17 protein-coding genes and 1 pseudogene are annotated in these 18,764 nt (G+C 67.0%); 9 read left to right on the top strand and 9 right to left on the bottom strand.

The genetic code is table 11. The annotated features are described in order from the left end of the window. Positions 1-1,017: 1,017 nt before the first annotated feature. Positions 1,018-1,260 (bottom strand): hypothetical protein, encoded by a 243-nt coding sequence (locus ACZ6WH_RS24885; RefSeq protein ID WP_469730760.1) that lies wholly within the window; start codon positions 1,258-1,260, stop codon positions 1,018-1,020. 458 nt (positions 1,261-1,718) lie between these two features. Continuing rightward, positions 1,719-1,970 (bottom strand): hypothetical protein, encoded by a 252-nt coding sequence (locus ACZ6WH_RS24880; RefSeq protein ID WP_469730758.1) that lies wholly within the window; start codon positions 1,968-1,970, stop codon positions 1,719-1,721. A 182-nt stretch (positions 1,971-2,152) separates the two neighbouring features. On the opposite strand from ACZ6WH_RS24880, the gene ACZ6WH_RS24875 reads away from it, so the two are divergent. Both ACZ6WH_RS24875 and ACZ6WH_RS24870 read left to right on the top strand, forming a co-directional pair. Then, positions 2,153-3,409, top strand: a complete 1,257-nt coding sequence (locus tag ACZ6WH_RS24875) for a helix-turn-helix transcriptional regulator (RefSeq protein WP_469731371.1) — start codon at positions 2,153-2,155, stop codon at positions 3,407-3,409. Between the two features lie 14 nt (positions 3,410-3,423). Next, a complete protein-coding gene (locus ACZ6WH_RS24870; protein WP_469730756.1) occupies positions 3,424-3,789 on the top strand; it encodes a hypothetical protein in 366 nt (121 codons plus the stop codon). A 247-nt stretch (positions 3,790-4,036) separates the two neighbouring features. Here ACZ6WH_RS24870 and ACZ6WH_RS24865 read toward each other — a convergent pair whose 3' ends face one another. The 3 genes and pseudogenes from ACZ6WH_RS24865 to ACZ6WH_RS24855 all read right to left on the bottom strand — a co-directional run bounded on the left by ACZ6WH_RS24865 (position 4,037) and on the right by ACZ6WH_RS24855 (position 6,420). Then, complete coding sequence (locus ACZ6WH_RS24865) at positions 4,037-5,209, bottom strand: hypothetical protein (protein ID WP_469730754.1); 1,173 nt, start codon at positions 5,207-5,209, stop codon at positions 4,037-4,039. A gap of 44 nt (positions 5,210-5,253) precedes the next feature. Next, positions 5,254-5,654, bottom strand: a pseudogene (locus ACZ6WH_RS24860) (RtcB family protein); the annotation flags it as partial. A 115-nt stretch (positions 5,655-5,769) separates the two neighbouring features. Beyond that, positions 5,770-6,420: a hypothetical protein gene (locus ACZ6WH_RS24855; protein WP_469730752.1), complete on the bottom strand. Its 651-nt coding sequence runs from the start codon at positions 6,418-6,420 to the stop codon at positions 5,770-5,772. A 531-nt stretch (positions 6,421-6,951) separates the two neighbouring features. Between ACZ6WH_RS24855 and ACZ6WH_RS24850 the strand changes: the two genes are divergently transcribed. Continuing rightward, positions 6,952-7,977 carry a Shedu anti-phage system protein SduA domain-containing protein gene (locus tag ACZ6WH_RS24850; RefSeq protein ID WP_469730750.1) on the top strand — a complete coding sequence of 342 codons (1,026 nt, stop codon included), beginning with the start codon at positions 6,952-6,954 and terminating at the stop codon, positions 7,975-7,977. 142 nt (positions 7,978-8,119) lie between these two features. Here ACZ6WH_RS24850 and ACZ6WH_RS24845 read toward each other — a convergent pair whose 3' ends face one another. Next, a complete protein-coding gene (locus tag ACZ6WH_RS24845) occupies positions 8,120-9,376 on the bottom strand; it encodes an RtcB family protein (RefSeq protein WP_469730748.1) in 1,257 nt (418 codons plus the stop codon). 179 nt (positions 9,377-9,555) lie between these two features. Here ACZ6WH_RS24845 and ACZ6WH_RS24840 point away from each other — a divergent pair, with 179 nt between their 5' ends. From ACZ6WH_RS24840 to ACZ6WH_RS24830, 3 genes are all read left to right on the top strand, one after another. Then, the gene (locus tag ACZ6WH_RS24840; protein WP_469730746.1) at positions 9,556-10,623 is read left to right on the top strand and encodes a hypothetical protein; all 1,068 of its coding nucleotides are present in this window, start codon (positions 9,556-9,558) and stop codon (positions 10,621-10,623) included. A 149-nt stretch (positions 10,624-10,772) separates the two neighbouring features. Then, positions 10,773-11,480 (top strand): DUF3558 family protein, encoded by a 708-nt coding sequence (locus ACZ6WH_RS24835; RefSeq protein ID WP_432856335.1) that lies wholly within the window; start codon positions 10,773-10,775, stop codon positions 11,478-11,480. 145 nt (positions 11,481-11,625) lie between these two features. Next, positions 11,626-12,999 carry a DUF2637 domain-containing protein gene (locus ACZ6WH_RS24830; RefSeq protein WP_469731370.1) on the top strand — a complete coding sequence of 458 codons (1,374 nt, stop codon included), beginning with the start codon at positions 11,626-11,628 and terminating at the stop codon, positions 12,997-12,999. Positions 13,000-13,008: 9 nt separating this feature from the next. On the opposite strand, the gene ACZ6WH_RS24825 is transcribed toward ACZ6WH_RS24830, so the two are convergent. Together ACZ6WH_RS24825 and lysS are read right to left on the bottom strand one after the other, a co-directional pair. Continuing rightward, positions 13,009-13,236 (bottom strand): hypothetical protein, encoded by a 228-nt coding sequence (locus ACZ6WH_RS24825; RefSeq protein ID WP_469730744.1) that lies wholly within the window; start codon positions 13,234-13,236, stop codon positions 13,009-13,011. Positions 13,237-13,377: 141 nt separating this feature from the next. Then, positions 13,378-15,105, bottom strand: a complete 1,728-nt coding sequence (gene lysS / locus ACZ6WH_RS24820; RefSeq protein ID WP_469730742.1) for a lysine--tRNA ligase — start codon at positions 15,103-15,105, stop codon at positions 13,378-13,380. 314 nt (positions 15,106-15,419) lie between these two features. Here lysS and argS point away from each other — a divergent pair, with 314 nt between their 5' ends. After that, positions 15,420-17,174, top strand: a complete 1,755-nt coding sequence (gene argS / locus ACZ6WH_RS24815; RefSeq protein WP_469730740.1) for an arginine--tRNA ligase — start codon at positions 15,420-15,422, stop codon at positions 17,172-17,174. A 22-nt stretch (positions 17,175-17,196) separates the two neighbouring features. Here the strand turns inward: argS and ACZ6WH_RS24810 are convergent, their stop codons facing one another. Then, a complete protein-coding gene (locus tag ACZ6WH_RS24810) occupies positions 17,197-17,619 on the bottom strand; it encodes an ATP-binding protein (RefSeq protein ID WP_469730738.1) in 423 nt (140 codons plus the stop codon). Between the two features lie 102 nt (positions 17,620-17,721). Here ACZ6WH_RS24810 and ACZ6WH_RS24805 point away from each other — a divergent pair, with 102 nt between their 5' ends. Further along, positions 17,722-18,534: a helix-turn-helix domain-containing protein gene (locus tag ACZ6WH_RS24805; protein ID WP_469730736.1), complete on the top strand. Its 813-nt coding sequence runs from the start codon at positions 17,722-17,724 to the stop codon at positions 18,532-18,534. Beyond that, entirely contained in the window at positions 18,531-18,725 is a 195-nt protein-coding gene (locus tag ACZ6WH_RS24800) for a DUF397 domain-containing protein (RefSeq protein WP_469730734.1), read from the top strand. The genes ACZ6WH_RS24805 and ACZ6WH_RS24800 overlap by 4 nt, the downstream gene beginning before the upstream one ends. Positions 18,726-18,764 lie beyond the last annotated feature (39 nt).

The following is an 18,764-nucleotide window of genomic DNA, read 5'->3' as shown; positions in this document are numbered from 1 at the left end:
TAGTGCCTCACCAAGAACAAGGGCTGGGGCAGCGCCAGATGTGACAGCAGATGCTGAATTCATGCGCAGAGTCATGCAGGAGGGAGGCCCCGGCCGCTCTCGCCACCAAGGAGTCGCGCCCCCTCCACTTAATAGGCAGCCTGCGAAGTCATCCTGACGGTGAACCAAGTCCTACTTCGTGCAGACGTAAGCCGTGTAGCGCGCATATCGGCTGCCGCACTGGGAGGATCGCAGTACGGGCAACTCCCTGCCGTGCCGGAGCTGTTAAGAGTTTCTGTACTGGATCAAGGCGGCCCGCTGTCGCGGGCCGCGCGGCGCGGCGGCCGTGCCGCCGCTTCGTTCCTGTCTCCCGCCCCACTTCGCCGCTGCCCCGCCGCTCGCGCCGCATGGGCAGAGCAGCGAGCCTGCCTGCTCCCGACAGAACTCGAACGTTCCAGCAGGGCAGGCGCAGCCCGCGCCGCGAACAGCCGAGCGCAGCAGCCGACCACGGCCTACGCCTCCGATGCCGAAGAGGCCGGCCAGGTCCCAGGCAACTCCCCCGGCGTCGGCCCATCGGAAGGCCCGGTGGACAGTCCCCGCCGTGACGTTTTCAAAATCAGATGGCGTGGCTGATGAAAGTGGGTGGTGCAGGGAAGCACACGCGCGCCTGGACGTTCGGCGCCCCCACCGTCGTGGCTGACTTTCCGTGGCGCGCGTCCAAACCGCCTGACGCACCTCAACCTGCTGTTGGCGCCCCATCGTTGCCCTTCCCTCGTGGCTGGTTCTCCTCACGGCCGACCGTCACGAGGGCACGCCAAAGGCCCCGGTACCATCGGCACCGAGGTCCTGATCAGGGACTTCGCGCCGGACCACCCCGGAAGCTGCCAGGCGAGGGGTGGTCCGGTCTCGCGTATGTGGTTATGTGCGACCCTGACCCGAATCGGTCGCCATGGGTGATGCTCAAGGCCGGCACCAACCGGCTACTTGAAATCCCGCCCCGACGTCCGGCTGTCCGTCACGGAGGCCGGGGCGGGAATCTCAAGTGGTGAAGCGTTCGACAGGCTCCTGCCGCGCTGCCTGCACGGCCCGCCTGGCGGTCAATGGCCTATCGGGGCGGAGTGTCAGCGCTCCGCCATCGGTGAAGATCAGACGCTTGCGCTGACCCGACAACGCGCGCATGTCCTGCACCTGCCGCTGTACGCCGAGCACCGTCACCAAGTCACCGATGCGCACGCTGTGTGCATAGACAACCGTCTTCTCCAGCACCTCTGCTCTGTCCACTTCACTGCTCCTTGCACTCACAGGTAGATCTGCTGCCGACAGCAACCGCAGTACTTCTTGCCGTCGATCACCACGACGTCGCCCGGGTGTTCACACGGCGGAGGTTCACCGGAATCAGACATGGCTCTCCCCATGACTGGAAGTCGAGAGGCGTCAGACAGCGCCCCGAAGAGGGACACGCAGCGTGTCCGAAGAGACGGCCGTCTGCCGTCGGTCCTTGCGCAGGAGTGAGGTGCGAACCATGTGCGCAAGCTCAGCCGCACACATGGCACAGGCGTAGAGGTCTCCGTCCGCACCGGGCACCTTCACCGGCCCGAGCCAGACAACCCGTACTTCGTCACGGCGGCAGTAGAGCCAGCACCGACCCGTGACCCACTCGTTTGCGTCGTCCGTCTGCGCTGTAGGCGGCCACGACGTGTCCGATGGGACCGCGACACCAGGCATCGCAGGGGAAGGACTCACGATTCCCTCTCGCCCAGAACGGTCACATCAGCAGGACTCGTGGTCCACTCCAGTCCGCCGCCCACAGGGCGGATGAATGCCACCAGCTCACGAGGGGCCGATGGGTCAGGGTCCATTTCCACATCCCGCAGTTCACCGACATGACCAGTCGCCTCGTCGCGCACCAGTTTTCCCACCTCTATGCGGAGCGTCGCGCCCGTGTTGGCGAGCGGCCTGGATGTGGACGCTTCACGCGGTACGTCTGCCATGTCAGTCCCCTTCGGCCTGGATCTAGGCCCGTTCCTGTTGGTGACAGCAACAAGGGAACCGCGCTGGGGTGGAATGCTCCACGGCACCTTTGTGGCATCCATGCGGCACTCTTGATGCACGCACGATGCGCGCAAGGTGCCGCCTAGGTAGAAGAGGCAGCATGAGCACGAAGGGGGCCGGCATGGGACTGGCTGAGCGGCGGAAAGCCCTGGGTTACAGTCAGGAACAGTTCGCCCATGAACTCGGCGTGGACCGCACAACGGTCGGTCGCTGGGAGCGTGGGGAGACCGTGCCTCAGCCGCCGTTACGGCCAAAGCTGGCCGAGGTGCTGCAAGTCGACCTTGCCGAACTCAACGCCCTGATGACGCCGGCCCAAGATGCCCTCCAGGAGTCCACAGGGGCGCCGCCCAGCGACCGTCACGGCCCGGGGGAACTCGACGACATGATCCGACGTGAATTTCTGCGCGCAATCGCCGTCACCGGCGCCCTTGCCGCACTGCCCGTCGACGATGCCGCAGCCCTGGCGGATGGGGTGCAACGAGGCTCCTCAGCCGACTTCCGGCGAATGAACGAGCACCTGTGGCAGGTGTACCAACTCGCCCGGACCAAGGGCACCGTGTACCCAATCGTCCGCGACCAGCTCACAGCGCTGAACAAGCACCTCAGTGGCCGGTCGAACGCAGAGGCGCGGGAACTGTGCAGCGCCGCGGGCGACCTCTTCCAGCTCGCGGGAGAACTCGCCTTCGACGGTAACCGCTACACGGACGCTGCAGCGTCGTACACGCTCGCCGCGTCCGCGAGCAAGGACGCAGAATCCTTCGACCTCTGGGCCTGTGCGCTCGTGCGGCACGCGTACGTAGACGTGTATGAGCGCCGGTACAAAGCAGCCGCCGACGTGCTCTCAGCCGCCGAGCAGATCGCCAAGCGGGGAGACAGCTCGCTCTCCACTCGCCACTGGGTCGCCTCCGTGCAAGCCGAGGCGTACGCCGGCATCGGCGACCTCACGGCCTGTGAGCGCGCACTCGACGAGGCCGAACGGGTCCAGGACCTCGGCGCACCGGGCCACAACGGCGGGTGGCTGCGTTTCGACGGCTCACGCCTGGCCGAGGAGCGCGGTGCCCGGTACGTACAACTCGGGCGTCTCGACCTTGCCGAGAAGGCGCTGAAGGCCGCTCTGACCCAGGGGGCCCTTGCAGAGGGACAGTCGTTCCGCCGTCGCGGAGCCGTGCTGACCGACCTCGCCGCCATCGGAGCCAAGCGTCGCGACCCGGACCAGCTGATCACCTTCGGCCACCAGGCGCTGCAACTCGCTCGGGAATCTTCCTCGGGGTACGTCGCCCGTAGACTTCAGGGCCTACGAGCCGAGTTCGGCCCCTTGGCCCGCGACGGCCGTGTGGCCAGCCTGGGAGCGGAGATCGGCGCACTGAGCACGATGTGACGAGAGGGGTAAGCATGTCGCAGACCGAGGGCGCCCGACTGTTCCGGGAGACGTGGATCGCAGGCGTGCGGGAACACTTCCCCGGCGAACCGAAGGCCGGCTACGTGACCCCGTGGGATGAGACCCCTGAGTGGGAGCGCCAGGCCGCGGGAGCCGTTTACGAGCAGGTTCGCCAGTTCCTCGAAACGAGCGGCGGCCATGCCTCACGCCTGTCCCGCGAGCAGAAGAGCCGCTTCGTTGCGACGTGCTGGACGGCCCAGATGTACAAGCACTTCGAGGACCCCAAGCCGGGTTACGTCGCCGACTGGTCCGACCTCCCCGCGTGGCAGCAGGAGACGGACGCCGACATCTTCGAAGCGATCGAGAAGTCCCTGAACTGACGCGATACCCAGCCCAGAGGGAGCAGGCAGGCACACCCCCCATTGCCTGCCGCACACGCACCAGTAAGCCCCGGACCGCTGTAGTCCGGGGCTTACTCGGGCACGTGTAGTGCTGGGCCCCGCCTTTCAAGCAGTTGACCTGCTTGAGCTTGGCGACGACTGGAGGAGGTCGCGCTGCTACTCGATCACCTTGCCGATCGGCTTGCACGCGACGGGGAAAGCAGCCCCCAGTGAATACGACAGGGGGCTACCACTCCATGTTCTGGGCTCGATCCAGCATTTCTTCTTGATAGTCAACAAATTGAGCGAACTTATCGCCGTCTCGCGCAGCGTGCCTGAATTCTGCAAGGCGCGCCTCGTCGAAGGACACGCTCAGACCTCGATCTACCCATACCATCCCTCTCTCGACCGGCCCTGACCGGAGAAAAGCATCCACTTCATCGAAAATCCGGCAGGTCTCATCAAGCGAGGTCTCACGCCCCGGAAAGAGAGAGAAAGTCGGATGGCTTCTAATATCTGAAAGAATTACGGGCGAGAACCCAATCCCACCTAGATCGAAGTAGAGCGCCCCACCCCCTTTGTCAAAACCACCATGACTGTACGGGTTTCTCCACGTCTCAGCAACCTCCCAGAGCTTATGCCTGAGCCTCGAAGAGTCATCTCCAACTTGGAACACTCGATCGTATTTTTCGAACAGACGAGACCCAATAAAGTCTGTCAATGATTCGCCGCGTGGGTCGAAGTCCGTATCCGGAAGGACCAGCACCAACAGGTGCTCTAGCAGGCTGAAGTACGAATTCACCATGGCTACAGAGAAGTAGAAACCCTCTTGGCGGGGCCTAATGAGAGCTTCGATCTCCGCCTTGATGGCTACTGCCACACCCTGATCGTCGCGAGCACTCCGCGGCCGTGGTTCGTATGCCTCATGAGCGAGTTTCCGAAAATGTTCGTACATGGAACGAAGTTTTGGCGCCTGATTAACGACGGAAACGCTACCCGCCTGAACCGCTTCTCTAGCCAGCCCTCTCAGCAACGACTTCTCCAGCATTCGAGCGGCAGCAGAAAGTTTACCAACAGCCTCAAATGCCAGGCCCTCCGCTTCAGCGGCGGTGAGCCGGGAAGAGTCGAAGTAGACCCTAATACCAAACTTTTCATGGGTGATACTGGCCTGGTTTCCACGAAACAGGAACGGAAATTCCCACTCCAACTTTTCTGCTCTACCAAGGTTCTGAGCCCTGACGAGGAGGATCATAACCGCAGCCGCAATCACGGGAACTGGAAGCAACTCGGGCTTTACAGAGACTCTGTGCGCCCCGCGACCCGAGCGGGCAAACCCGCCGCCATCTTCCGGCCAAGGATCAAAATCACGAAGCGGCGCCCGGCAAATTTCCAGTGTCGCATCAAGATCCCCTTGCGCCATCGTCCTACTCCATCCCGTTGTCCCGATTGGCTGTACGCACCGCGTCAACCCTTGACGCAGATGACCGGCTTGAGCTTGGCGACGGCCTGGACCAGGTTCCTCTGCTGCTCGATCACCTTGCCGATCGGCTTGTACGCACCCGGGATCTCATCCACCACGCCCGAGTCCTTACGGCACTCCACACCCGCCGTCTGCTGCTCCAAGTCCTTCGTCGAGAACCACTGCTTCGCGGCGTCCGGCTCATCTTGCGGCCGGCGCCATGGGAAGCGGAGTTGAAGGACTTCTCGTTGCCCAGACCGCGGACGATGTAGGAATCCGTCCCCATCAAGCCGGGAATGATGCCCCACTCACCACCGCGGGCGCTGATCGCTCCCTTACGGGTGACCAGCAGATCCATCCCCTCGTAGCGCTCTTCGCTGACATAGTTGTGGTGGCAGCTGATCATGCCAGGGCGGTACTCGACGGTCCTCAGCCGACCTTCGGCATCCTCCTGCTGGAAGCGATGCAAGGGCTCGTTCTCAGAGGTGGAAGCAACGCTGACGCCGAGCTGCAGCTTGGCGTCAGTGAGCGGACTCGGCAAGGGAACGACGTGCAGCGGCAACGAACTTCGAACGAGCCTCATAGAAGCGCTCATACAACGGGTCGCGGACCCATCCACCGATCATGTCACTCCAACCCGCAGTCTTATTCGCCACATTGAGCACCTGACCTACGCTCTCATCGGAAAGAGATCGACTTTCCTTTAAACAAAACTCCAAAAAGTCGAGGCCATCCCACCGCTCCTCGTCCTCCATGCGCCCCCAATCAATCAACAGTTCCCATGCAGAATAAGCGAAGCCGTGATGGGGATTTTCGCAAAATTCGGCATTCTTTGGGCACCAGCCGTCTTCCAAGGAACTCAGTGCCGCCCTCAGTACCGCCCTCCGTAGAGCTAACCGCTCCAGATGGCGGCAACGCAACCAGACCTTCTCCGCTTGCGCAGTCACGGACACTTGCCCGGCCACCTGAATTCGCGCGCATGCTTCGTCCATAGCCATGGCCGCCTGCGAAAGCATCTCTTCACGCTTCTCATGACCGACTTTCGGTAGCCTATTCACCGTTCGAGCCAGCGCATCGGAAGCACGCAAGAATTCTGTATAAGAATCTCGACGCAGGTTGTGCGCCGATTGCTCCCGTTCATTGCACCCTTGCCGATGAACCGCCTCGACCACGGCCTCAGATTGACTGCGGCCTGCGATAGAGGTCGCCTCGGCGCCCCTATAGGCCCCACGCATTCCCCACCTGGCGGCAAGGAAGGCAACAAGAGTAGTAAGTAAGGATGCGATAGCTCCGGTTACTGCCACAATCCCCTCTAAGTTCATACGCTTCATACTGCCACCAAAGGGGCATTACTGCAGGGAAAGGGTACAAATCAAGGCGCTGCACCCGCAGCAGCCACCCCCCAGCGACCCACGCCTACGACTCAAATCGGCCAGAGGTCAGAGAGAAGAGGCACCCGCGCCGTTGCCAGCACACAGGGACTTGAGCTTGGCGACGACCTGGACCAGGTTGCGCTGCCTTACAGGACAAGGGGACGCCCCCGTCCTGCGGCATTGGCTCACGGATACCGCGGCCGGCCAGCCGCCCGAAAGGCCCAGACGCCAGCCAGCCCATGGGCGCGACACACCGCTGCCGGATCGCAGGTATGTTCCATTTTCATCAACTTGCTCGCATGCAGTAAGGGTTTGGCTCAAGATGCGCTCATGGATCAGGACGAACCCGTCTTCTTCGACCGCCGCCCTGCGGCTTCGGGCGCCGTCTCGTACGGTGACCGATTGATCATCAGAGACACGACTCATGTGCGGATCGAGGCACTGCCCTACTTCATCCCGCACAACAACTCCGCTTCCGAGCTGTCCATGAAGCTCATACGCACGGACAAGCGGAACGGCGAGCACTGCGACATCACTCTGAGCTCGGCCGACCTGACGATACTCAAACGGCACATTGCCCAGTCGCTAGCCGTGGCTGAGCAGGAGGAAGACGGCCAGTACCTGATCCTTCGGGCCGACGAACTGCGCTCACAAACGGACATCTCCGATGATGCCGTGAGGGCGATTGGTGGGGCCCTCGAAGGTCGACGGTTTGCCAGCAGGGTGGCCCGGCACGTCGACCCTGTGACACTCGCGAAGGCGTTCTCCGCTGTCGTGAGGATCGGCGAGCTCCGCGAAGCGGTGACAGAGCTACAAGAAAACCTTCGGGAAGGCCGGAACAAGGAGGACGTCTACCAGAGCTGGTGTGAGCGCCACTCCTGGGCCTTTGGAAACGCGTACGTGGCACGCGATGATCAGAGGGTTATCGGCATCGGCGACTCGGTTGACCTGCTCATGGAGTCGACAGCAAGCGGCCTGCGGGACATCTTCGAACTGAAGCGCCCAGACATGGATGTCATCCTCTACGACAACACCCATCGCAACTGGTACTGGTCCGCGCACACTGCCAAGGCCATCGGCCAATGTCACCGATACCTTGACACCCTGCATCGAGCAGCTCAGCACGGCTTGCCCGACCGGCCGGAAATCACCGCCTACCACCCACGGGCCGTGGTCGTAATCGGCCGATCCCAGGATTGGGACAAGCCCAAGCTGCATGCGCTGCATGGGCTCAACAGCAGGATGCACGGCATCACAGTGATGACCTACGACCAGCTACTGGCCCAATGCGCCTCCCTCCTAGATCAGGTCTCCTCCCATGAGATTGGAGAGGCGGCAGAAGACCTGTCGGCCTGACCAGACTCACCACACTGGCCTATGGGCTTGGTCTCCTGCGGGATGCCCCGGCTCACGCTTTGCCGACCACAACTCTGGATGCGGCAGACGCCCCCGCGCCGTTGTCGGCGCGAGGGCTGTCGGTCACGTGCAGTCCTAAACTTCAGCCCTTCACGCAGATGACCTGCTTGAGCTTGGCGACGACTTGGACCAGGTCGCGCTGCTGCTCGATCACCTTGCCGATCGGCTTGTACGCGCCAGGGATCTCGTCCACCACGCCGGAGTCCTTGCGGCACTCCACGCCGGCCGTCTGCTCGGCCAGGTCCTTCGTGGAGAACCGCTTCTTCGCGGCGTTCCGGCTCATCTTGCGGCCGGCGCCGTGGGAGGCGGAGTTGAAGGACTTCTCGTTGCCCAGGCCGCGGACGATGTAGGACTCGGTCCCCATCGAGCCGGGGATGATGCCCCACTCACCGCCCCGGGCGCTGATGGCTCCCTTGCGGGTGACGAGGAGATCCATGCCCTCGTAGCGCTCTTCGCTGACATAGTTGTGATGGCAGCTGATCACGCCAGGGCGGTACTCGACGGTCCTCATCTGACCTTCGGCATCCTCCTGCTGGCAGGAGATGACCGGGTCGAAGGTCGGGCGGGCCTTCTTGAACTCCTTGCGGACGACGTCCTGGAAGAGCGCCATCATGATCGCGCGGTTGTGCTTGGCGTACTCCTGGGCCCAGAACAGGTCGTTGCGGTACGCCGCCATCTGCGGGGTGTCCGCGATGAAGACGGCGAGGTCGCGGTCGACCAGGCCCTGGTTGTGCGGCAGCTTCTGGGCCTCGCCGATGTGGAAGTCGGCGAGCTCCTTGCCGATGTTCCGGCTGCCGGAGTGCAGCATCAGCCAGACGGAGTCGTTCTCGTCCAGGCAGAACTCGATGAAGTGGTTGCCCGAACCGAGCGTCCCCATCTGCTTCGTCGCCCGGTCCTGGCGGAACTTGACCGCGTCGGCGATGCCGTCGAAGCGCGTCCAGAAGTCGTCCCAGCCGGCCGTGGCGTGGCCGTGCAGGCGGGACGGGTCCACCGGGTCGTCGTGCATCCCGCGCCCCACCGGGATGGCCTGCTCGATCTTCGAGCGGAGCCGGGAGAGGTCGCCGGGCAGGTCGTTCGCCGTGAGGGAGGTCTTGACCGCGGACATACCGCAGCCGATGTCGACGCCGACCGCCGCCGGGCAGACCGCGCCGTGCATCGCGATGACCGAGCCGACCGTGGCGCCCTTGCCGTAGTGCACGTCGGGCATCACGGCGAGGCCCTTGATCCACGGCAGGGTCGCGACGTTGCGCAGCTGCTGGAGCGCGACGCCCTCGACCGTGGCCGGATCCGTCCACATGCGGATGGGTACCTGCGCACCCGGCACTTCCACGTACGACATGACTTCCCCATTCCCCCGGAACAATAGAAAACGCACAAAAGCGCGGAAACGCAAAACGCGGACAAAGCACCCGATCAACGACGGCGGACCGGCATGCGCGGCGATGCGTGCGGTAGACATTGTGTCCATCAGCCGCTGCTGGGCGGCAACCGGATTTCGTACGGAAGGAGCCGGTGACGGTGCAGCGAAGGTCGTCCGTACGAGGGGCCGCGGTGGCGGCGGCCGTGGCGCTGGCCACCCTCCTCACCAGCTGCTCCGGCGGCTCCGACGCCGACGCGGGGGCCGACGACTCCAAGGGCGGCGACAGCACGTCCTCGGCGCCGGTCGCGGAGCCCGGCCAGTTCGACTCGCTGCCCGAGCCCTGCGGACTGCCCGCCCGGAGCACGCTGCGCAGCCTGCTGCCCACCGGCGGCGCCTCGGAGACCCCCGCCGAGGCCGACAAGGTCTACCGCGGCCAGGCCGACATCACCTTCGACACCGACCGCCGGGTCGGCTGCCGCTGGAAGCGCGAGACGTCCGAGGGCAGCCGCCACCTCACCGTCGACCTGCAGCGCGTCGTGTCGTACGACGGAGCCGCCAGCGACGACGACAAGGCCCAGGAGCTGTACGCGAAGAAGGAGCTGGCGGCCCACATCCCCAGCGACGCGGCGAAGACCCCGCCGGTGCGGACGCCGTCCCCGACCGGGAGCGAGAAGGGGTCGAACGGCAAGCAGGACGAGAAGCAGGGCGGCACGCAGGACGGGGAGACCGGGAAGGGCGAGCAGTCGTCCGGGACCGGGGCCGCGGACGAACGCGGCGACCGTCCCGCCGGCGGCAAGGGCGCCGCCGCCGACCCGTCGGGCAGCCCGTCGGCGCACCGCAAGGGCGACGACGAGACCGCCGGCCGGACCCCCGGCAAGGGCTCCGGCGACGCCACGCAGCCGTCCGGCACCCGGACGGGCGAAAGCGACCCGACCGGTTCCTCCGATTCCCCCGGCTCCTCCGACGAGTCCCCCGACGCGGCGGCGAGCCTCGCGCCGCGCCCGCTCGTCGACCTGGGCGACGCCGCCTTCCTGGACGACGCACTGGTCACGGCGGATTCCGGCGTACACCGCGACATCACGGTCGTTTTCCGGTCGTCGAATGTGATCGTCACCATTGAGTACGACCAGTGGTCCACCGACACCTCGGTCCTTCCCGACCGTCGTGAGCTGCAGGAAAAGGCCCAGAAGCTGGCAGCGGAGCTCGCCGCGCACTGGACCGGATGAGCGGTACCGGTCCCCGTGACCGGTTACCGTCGGCGAGTAACGACGTGAATCGGCCACCGGCGCCCGGCCGCCGCGTACCGTGCGACCCAGGGGCCACCTGGGCCCTGCGCGCGGAACGGCCGCTCGCACGACGATGAAGCGAAGGAACCATGCACCGTTCAGCCAAGCGACTCGCCAGCTACCTCGCCTGCGCAGCCGTACCGGTGATGCTTGTCGCCGGCTGCTCCGACGACTCCGGCAAGGACTCGGGCGAAGCCTCGAAGTCCGCGGCCCCGAGCTCCTCGCCGAAGGTGGCACCGGGCAAGTACAAGAAGCTCCCCGACCCCTGCAAGGCCATCACCAAGGACCGCGTCAAGAAGATGCTGCCCGCCGTGAAGGACGAGAGCGGCGAGGAGGGCAAGAGCAGCGACACCTCCGCACACGGCACCTGCACCTGGAGCAGTGAGGAGCGGAAGGGCAAGGGCGGCATCGACGGCACCCAGTTCCGCTGGCTCGCGGTCAACCTGCAGCGCTACGACTCCGACCCCGCCCTGGGCTCCGGCGACAAGCGCGCGGGCGGCTTCTTCAACAAGCAGGTCGACGCGGCCAAGACCACCAAGGGCGCCAAGAACGTCAAGAGCGAGAACGCCAAGGACATCGGCGACCAGGCGACCATGGTCACGTACGACCTGAAGAAGGACGGCAACGACTTCAAGAACCAGACGCTCGTCGCCCGCACCGCCAACGCCGTGGTCACCATCAACTTCAACGGCGCGGGCCTGGCCGGCGCCAAGGCGCCGGACGGCGACGAGATGGTGAAGGACTCGGAGGAGGCCGCGAAGCAGGCCGTCAACGCGATCGCCCAGGCGAACAAGTAGGACATACCCGCCCCATGGGCCCCGGCTCCGCCGTACCACTCGGGTAACGCCTGAGGCCCTCCCCGCTCCCGGCCGTTGAGGTGTGCCAGGCTAGGCGCGCCAGTCAGCCGAGTGCGGGGAGGGATCGCGGGTGGCCGCGATGCGGATGAGCCGGACGCACCGAATACTCATCGGTGTCGTCGTCGCGGGCGCGCTCGTGATCGCCGCGATCGGCTTCGCCGGTTCGTACGCGGCGGTCCGCGCACTGGCCGAACAGAAGGGCTTCGGCGCCTTCTCCTACGTCTTCCCCATCGGCATCGACGCGGGGATCGTCGTTCTCCTCGCCCTCGACCTGCTGCTGACCTGGATCCGCATCCCGTTCCCGCTGCTGCGGCAGACCGCCTGGCTGCTGACGGCCGCGACGATCGCCTTCAACGGCGCGGCGGCCTGGCCCGACCCGCTCGGCGTCGGGATGCACGCGGTGATCCCCGTGCTCTTCGTCGTCGCGGTCGAGGCGGCCCGGCACGCGGTCGGGCGGATCGCCGACCTCACCGCCGACAAGCACATGGAGGGCGTCCGGCTCTCCCGCTGGCTGCTGGCGCCCGCCTCGACGTTCCGGCTGTGGCGCCGGATGAAGCTCTGGGAGCTGCGCTCCTACGAGCAGGTGATCAAGCTGGAGCAGGACCGGCTGGTGTACCAGGCGCGGCTGCGGTCCCGGTACGGGCGCGCGTGGCGGCGCAAGGCACCGGTGGAGGCGATGATGCCGCTGCGGCTGGCCCGGTACGGGGTGCCGCTGGCCGAGACGGTCCCGGCGGGGCTCGCGGCGGCGGGACTCGAACCGGCGCGCGACCCGCAGAGCCCGGTACGCCGCGCCGAACTCGACCCGGCGGGGCACGATGCGGCGTTGCGCGACACGGCGTTGCGCGACACGGCGGGACACGATGCGGCGGCACTCGACCCGGCGGGGCTCGACACCGCGCCCCGGGAGCACCCGACGCCGGTCGAGCCGGGCCGGCAAGCCGGGCAGGTCCGGCAAGCGGAGGCGGTCCGGCAAGCCGAGGCGCCCGCTCCCGTGCCCGCGCCCGCCCCCGCTGCGGGCGAGCCCGCCCCCGCCCACCAGGAGCCCCTCCCCGCCCCCGACGGGACCGCCGACCGGCTCACCGTCCCCGTCGGTCCCGGCCGCAGCCGGCCGCTCGGCAACGCGGGCGCGCCGGTCCCGGCCCCCGGGCAGCGGGCGGCAGCCGGACCCGAGCCGGAGTTCGAGCCGGGCTTCGAGCCGGAGTACGTCCCCGAGCCACCCGTGGAAACGCTGCCCGACGGCCTCTCCCGCGATGAGCAGTTCTACGTGGCGTACCGCTCGTACGTGGCCGAGAAGAACGACTTCCCCGACCCGCACCAGTTCTCCCGGTACCTGCTCAACAACTACGGCGTCACCGGCAGGGACGGCGTCGGACCGCTCAGCGAGAACTACCTGCGGACGTACGTGCGCGACTTCCGCGGACGCTTCCGCCAGGAGATGGAGACCGAGCACATCGCCTGACCGGACGGCTCAGGTCTTCGCCGCGCTCGCCTTCTTGCGGTCCGCCTCGCTCCACCACACGACCGCGCCGCCCACGACGAGCATCGCCGCGTACGCCCACAGCGGGGGCGTGTCGACCCAGCGGTGCAGCAGGCCCCACTCGGAGTCGGTGAAGAACCGCCCGCCGAGACCCATCACGCCCTGGATGAGGGCGAGCCAGCCGACGAGCCCGAGGAAAGCCTTCGGATAACCCTTCATGTGTCCACGGTCACGGAAACGGCCCCGGGAAACATCGTTCCCGGGGCCGAGCCCGTCGTGCGCGGCATCCGTCGTAAGTCGCAGCCGCACGCCCTCCCCGAGGGCGGACGCGTGACGGCTACGAGGGCGGACGCGTGACGGCTACCCGCCGAGCAGCGTGCGCACCCGGCCCGCGCCCACGGCGAGAAGCAGCGTGGGCAGCCGCGGGCCGGTCTCACGGCTGACCAGCAGGCGGTACAGCAGCGCGAAGAACGTCCGCTGGGCGGTCTTGATCTCCGGCGGCAGTTCCTTCGCGGTGGCGTCGGCGGAGAAGCCCGCCTGGACCTTCGGCACGCCGTAGACCAGGTGCGTCAGCCCGTCGAGCGACCAGTGCGTGTCCAGGCCGTCCAGCAGCAGCCGCAGCGAGTCCTTCGCCCGGTCGTCCAGCGAGCCCAGCAGTTCGGTGTCCGGCTCCTCGCGGACGATGGTCCGCTGGTCGGCCGGGACCTGGCTGGTGATCCACTGCTCGGCGCGGTCCAGCCGGGGCCGGACATCGTCCAGCGAGCCGACCGGGTTCTCCGGGTCCAGCTCGCTGAGGATGCGCAGGGTCTGCTCGTCGTGCCCGGCCGTGATGTCGGCGACCGAGGCGAGCGTGCGGTACGGGAGCGGGCGCGGCGTCTTCGCCAGCTCGCCCGCCGCCGTCCCGACGGCACGGGCGTACGCCGCCGCGTCGGCCGGCAGCACGGAGCCGTCGGCGACCTTGGCGTCCAGCCGGTCCCACTCGTCGTACAGCCGCTGGATCTCCTGGTCGAAGGCGATCTTGAACGACTGGTTCGGGCGGCGCCGCGCGTACAGCCAGCGCAGCAGCTGCGGCTCCATGATCTCCAGGGCGTCGGCCGGGGTGGGCACGCCGCCCTTGGACGACGACATCTTGGCCATCCCCGAGATCCCCACGAACGCGTACATGGGGCCGATCGGCTGCTCGCCGTCGAAGATGCCCACGATCTGGCCGCCGACCTGGAAGGACGAGCCGGGCGATGAGTGGTCCACACCCGACGGCTCGAAGATCACGCCCTCGTAGGCCCAGCGCATGGGCCAGTCGACCTTCCAGACCAGCTTGCCGCCGTTGAACTCGCTCAGCAGCACCGTCTCGCCGTGCCCGCAGGTGCAGGTGTAGGTGAGGGCGGTCGTGGCGTCGTCGTACGCGGTGACGGTGGTGAAGTCCTTGCCGCAGACCGTGCAGTACGGCTTGTACGGGAAGTAGCCCGCGTCGCCGCCGCTGCCGTCGTCCTCGCCCGCCGCGCCGGAGCCCTCGGCGGCCTCCAGCTCGGCCTCGTCGACCGGCTTCTGCGACTTCTTCGCCGGCGCCTTCTTCGTGCGGTACTGGGCGAGGATCGCGTCGATGTCACCGCGGTGCTTCATCGCGTGCAGGACCTGCTCGCGGTACGTACCGGCGGTGTACTGCGCGGTCTGGCTGATGCCGTCGTACTCGACGCCCAGCTGCGCGAGCGCGTCGACCATGGCGGCCTTGAAGTGCTCCGCCCAGTTCGGGTACGCGGAGCCCTTGGGGGCCGGAACGCTGGTCAGCGGCTTGCCGATGTGCTCGGCCCAGGAGTCGTCCACGCCCTCGACGCCGAACGGGACCTTGCGGTACCGGTCGTAGTCGTCCCAGGACAGCACGTGGCGGACCTCGTGCCCGCGGCGGCGGACCTCGTCCGCGACCAGGTGCGGGGTCATGACCTCACGCAGGTTGCCCAGGTGGATCGGGCCGGAGGGGGACAGGCCGGAAGCGACGACGACCGGTTTGCCAGGCGCGCGACGCTCCGACTCGGTGATGACCTCATCCGCGTAACGGGAGACCCAGTCGGTTGTCTCGGTGCTCTGAGCCACGGTCGGCCCTTCCTTTTCTGCTTCGCGCGTTCGCTCGACCACATGGTCGATCACGTGGTCGCTTACGGTCGTGAGCCCGGCCCGGCGCCCCGGCGGTCGTGCCGCGCCCGGTGCGTGATCCGGAGCGGGCCCGCCCAGGCCGCAAGCCTGGCCGTTCCATTGTCCCAGACGCGCCCGTGATCGATTTCCCCGCCGCCCGGCCCCGGCGCCCGGCCCCGGCGGCGGCAAAAACCCGGAAGGGCTCCCGACCCCGCCGTGAAATACTGGCGGCAAACCCCGACCACCTCTCCCCTCCGACGGAACGGCAGCATTCCATGGCTTCGGTCCCTTCTCTCGCCGCTACGGTCAACCAGCGCGTCTCCGACGCCCTCTCGGCAGCCCTGCCGGAGGCCGGCGCCGCCGACCCGCTGCTGCGACGTAGCGACCGGGCCGATTTCCAGGCCAACGGCATGCTGGCCCTCGCGAAGAAGCTCAAGGGCAACCCCCGCGAGCTGGCGTCCAAGGTCGTGGAGGGCATCGAGGCCCCCGCCCTCATCAAGGACATCGAGGTCTCAGGCCCCGGCTTCCTCAACATCACGATCACCGACGAGGCGATCGTGCGGACGCTGGCGGCCCGCGCCGCCGACGACCGCCTGGGCGTCCCGTACGCGGAGCACCCCGGCACGACGGTGATCGACTACGCCCAGCCGAACGTCGCCAAGGAGATGCACGTCGGCCACCTCCGGTCCGCCGTGATCGGCGACGCCCTGCGCCACATGCTGGACTTCACGGGCGAGAAGACGATCGGCCGCCACCACATCGGCGACTGGGGCACCCAGTTCGGCATGCTCATCCAGTACCTGATCGAGAACCCCGACCAGCTGGCCCCGGCCGAGGACGTCGACGGCGAGCAGGCCATGTCGAACCTGAACCGGGTCTACAAGGCCTCGCGCGCGGTCTTCGACGCGGACGAGGACTTCAAGGAGCGGGCCCGGAAGCGGGTCGTGGCCCTCCAGTCCGGCGACAAGGAGACCCTGGACCTCTGGCAGCGGTTCGTGGACGAGTCGAAGGTCTACTTCTACTCGGTCTTCGAGAAGCTGGACATGGAGATCCGGGACGACGAGATCGTCGGCGAGTCCGCGTACAACGACATGATGGCCGAGACGGCCCGGCTGCTGGAGGAGTCCGGCGTCGCGGTCCGCTCCGAGGGCGCGCTCGTCGTCTTCTTCGACGACATCAAGGGCAAGGACGACCAGCCGGTCCCGCTCATCGTGCAGAAGGCGGACGGCGGCTTCGGGTACGCGGCCTCCGACCTCTCCGCGATCCGCGACCGCGTCTTCGGCCTGAAGGCGACGACCCTGCTGTACGTCGTGGACGTGCGCCAGTCGCTGCACTTCAAGATGGTCTTCGAGACGGCCCGCCGGATGGGCTGGCTGAACGACGAGGTCACGGCCCACAACATGGGCTACGGCACGGTGCTCGGCGCGGACGGCAAGCCGTTCAAGACGCGTGAAGGCGAGACCGTCCGCCTGGAGGACCTGCTCGACGAGGCGGCGCAGCGCGCCGCCGAGGTGGTGCGCGAGAAGGCGCGCGACCTCACCGAGGAGGAGATCCAGGAGCGCGGCGCCCAGGTCGGCATCGGGGCGGTGAAGTACGCGGACCTCTCCACGTCCGCGAACCGTGACTACAAGTTCGACCTGGACCAGATGGTCTCCCTGAACGGCGACACCTCGGTCTACATCCAGTACGCCCACGCCCGCATCAAGTCCATCCTCCGCAAGGCGGGCGAGACCGGCCCCGCGCCCCACCCGGAGCTCGAACTCGCCCCGGCGGAGCGGGCGCTGGGCCTCCACCTGGACGCGTTCGGCGACCTGGTCACGGAGGCGGCCAAGGAGTACGCCCCGCACAAGCTGACGGCGTACCTCTACCAGCTCGCCTCCCTCTACACGACCTTCTACGACCAGTGCCCGGTCCTGAAGGCCGACACCACCGAGCAGACCGAGAACCGCCTCTTCCTCTGCGACATCACCGCCCGCACCCTCCACCGCGGCATGTCCCTCCTGGGCATCCGGACGCCTGAGCGGCTCTGACCCTCTCGGGGAACGGTCGGCGTCACGCGGCGCCGGCCGCGAACTCGCACCACACCACCTTGCCGGGGTTCCGCTCGCCGACGCCCCACTTGTCGGCGAGCGCCCCGACGAGCAGCAGCCCCCGGCCGTGCTCCGCATCCGCGTCGGAGGGCGGTGACGGGGTACGCGGCCATCCCGGCCCGGAGTCGTGCACCTCGATCCGTACCGTGCCGCTGTCGTCGCCGTACTGGTACAGCCGGAGCCGGAAGGCCCGTCCCGGGGGTACGCCGTGCCGAAGCGCGTTGGTCGCCAACTCGCTCACGCACAGCAACGCGTCGTCCGTACGGGGCCCGAGCCCCCAGTCCGCGAAGGCGCGCGCGGCAAACGCGCGCGCCTCCGGCACGGATCTGCGCGCCCGCGCGTAGCACCGCTCCCGCAACCATTCGTGTTCGATCACAGCACGCATGGTGCCGGGCATGACTGGGCCGAGGCAGTCGGTCCACCCGTACAGATTCGCTGTACGGGTGCCGTGCGGGTAGGACGCGGAAAATGGTGGGAGTGGGTCACCATGCAGCCCCGGAAGAACGCGTCCTCACAACGCCTCGTCGGCGCCCAACTGGCCCTGTTCCGCCGCCTTGCTGGGTATACCCAGCGGGAGTTGGGCGAGCGGCTGAACGTGGGCGAGGAGACGATCGCCTCGATCGAGCAGGGCAGGCGCCCGTTGAAGCCGAATCTCGCCGACCGCATCGATTTGGAGCTCGGCACGCGGGGTGTCCTCGCGGTGGCCGTCGAATACTTGCCGCAGATCGATAAGTACCCGGTGTGGGCGGCGGAGTTCATCGACTACGAACACGAGGCGATCGCACACTATTCGTACGAGAACCAGGTCTTCCCCGGACTGCTCCAGACCGAGGAATACGCCCGTGCGGTGTTCCGGAACGAGGTCCCGGTCCTCTCCGCGGAGGAGATCGGTGAGCGTGTCGCCGCACGCACAGCGCGACAGGGCATCCTCTGCCGCAAGGACCCGGTCACGGTCAGTTTCGTCATCGCGGAGAACGTGCTGATGCAGCGCCTGGGAGGCGAACCCGTACGCGCGGAGCAACTGCGCCGCGTACGGGAATGCGCCGACCTACCAGGAGTCAGCGTCCAGGTGATGCCTCTCAGCAGCGAGACGCACCCCGGCCTCTCCGGCCCCTGTGTCCTGCTGGAGACCCCCGACCATCTTCGTGTCGCCTACGTCGAGACCCAGTGCGGCGGTCAGCTGGTGAGCGATCCGCAGCAGGTCAGTCTCATGGCCCTCAAGTATGCGATGCTGCGGACGGAGGCTCTCAACCCGGAAGAGTCCAAGGGCCTGTTGGACCGGCTGATCGGAGAGCAATGAGCGCCGCACTGCACTGGTGCAAGTCCAGCTACAGCACGGAACAAGGCGGCAACTGCGTCGAGATCGCGGAGTCCCCCGCTTTCATCCACATCCGGGACTCCAAGACCCCCGACGACCCCCACCTCTCCGTCGCTCCCGCCGCCTGGGCGGATTTCACCGCATTCGCCGCGACATACGAATACCCGGCCTAGCCGCGCAAACGACCCGCACCGTCGCCCCGGATCTCCCGT

This window comes from Streptomyces sp. NPDC050806, assembly GCF_055586425.1.
This window is presented reverse-complemented; position numbering and strand designations above follow the sequence as displayed.

What these genes read in the sequence shown, in the direction of transcription:
- ACZ6WH_RS24845 (WP_469730748.1), bottom strand. Translation starts at nt 9,376, where the DNA reads ATGTCGTACGTGGAAGTGCCGGGTGCGCAGGTACCCATCCGCATGTGG.
- ACZ6WH_RS24835 (WP_432856335.1), top strand. Translation starts at nt 10,773, where the DNA reads ATGCACCGTTCAGCCAAGCGACTCGCCAGCTACCTCGCCTGCGCAGCC.
- ACZ6WH_RS24865 (WP_469730754.1), bottom strand. Translation starts at nt 5,209, where the DNA reads ATGGCGCAAGGGGATCTTGATGCGACACTGGAAATTTGCCGGGCGCCG.
- ACZ6WH_RS24825 (WP_469730744.1), bottom strand. Translation starts at nt 13,236, where the DNA reads ATGAAGGGTTATCCGAAGGCTTTCCTCGGGCTCGTCGGCTGGCTCGCC.
- ACZ6WH_RS24800 (WP_469730734.1), top strand. Translation starts at nt 18,531, where the DNA reads ATGAGCGCCGCACTGCACTGGTGCAAGTCCAGCTACAGCACGGAACAA.
- ACZ6WH_RS24810 (WP_469730738.1), bottom strand. Translation starts at nt 17,619, where the DNA reads ATGCGTGCTGTGATCGAACACGAATGGTTGCGGGAGCGGTGCTACGCG.
- ACZ6WH_RS24830 (WP_469731370.1), top strand. Translation starts at nt 11,626, where the DNA reads ATGAGCCGGACGCACCGAATACTCATCGGTGTCGTCGTCGCGGGCGCG.
- ACZ6WH_RS24870 (WP_469730756.1), top strand. Translation starts at nt 3,424, where the DNA reads ATGTCGCAGACCGAGGGCGCCCGACTGTTCCGGGAGACGTGGATCGCA.
- ACZ6WH_RS24805 (WP_469730736.1), top strand. Translation starts at nt 17,722, where the DNA reads ATGCAGCCCCGGAAGAACGCGTCCTCACAACGCCTCGTCGGCGCCCAA.
- ACZ6WH_RS24880 (WP_469730758.1), bottom strand. Translation starts at nt 1,970, where the DNA reads ATGGCAGACGTACCGCGTGAAGCGTCCACATCCAGGCCGCTCGCCAAC.
- argS (WP_469730740.1), top strand. Translation starts at nt 15,420, where the DNA reads ATGGCTTCGGTCCCTTCTCTCGCCGCTACGGTCAACCAGCGCGTCTCC.
- ACZ6WH_RS24875 (WP_469731371.1), top strand. Translation starts at nt 2,153, where the DNA reads ATGGGACTGGCTGAGCGGCGGAAAGCCCTGGGTTACAGTCAGGAACAG.
- ACZ6WH_RS24850 (WP_469730750.1), top strand. Translation starts at nt 6,952, where the DNA reads ATGGATCAGGACGAACCCGTCTTCTTCGACCGCCGCCCTGCGGCTTCG.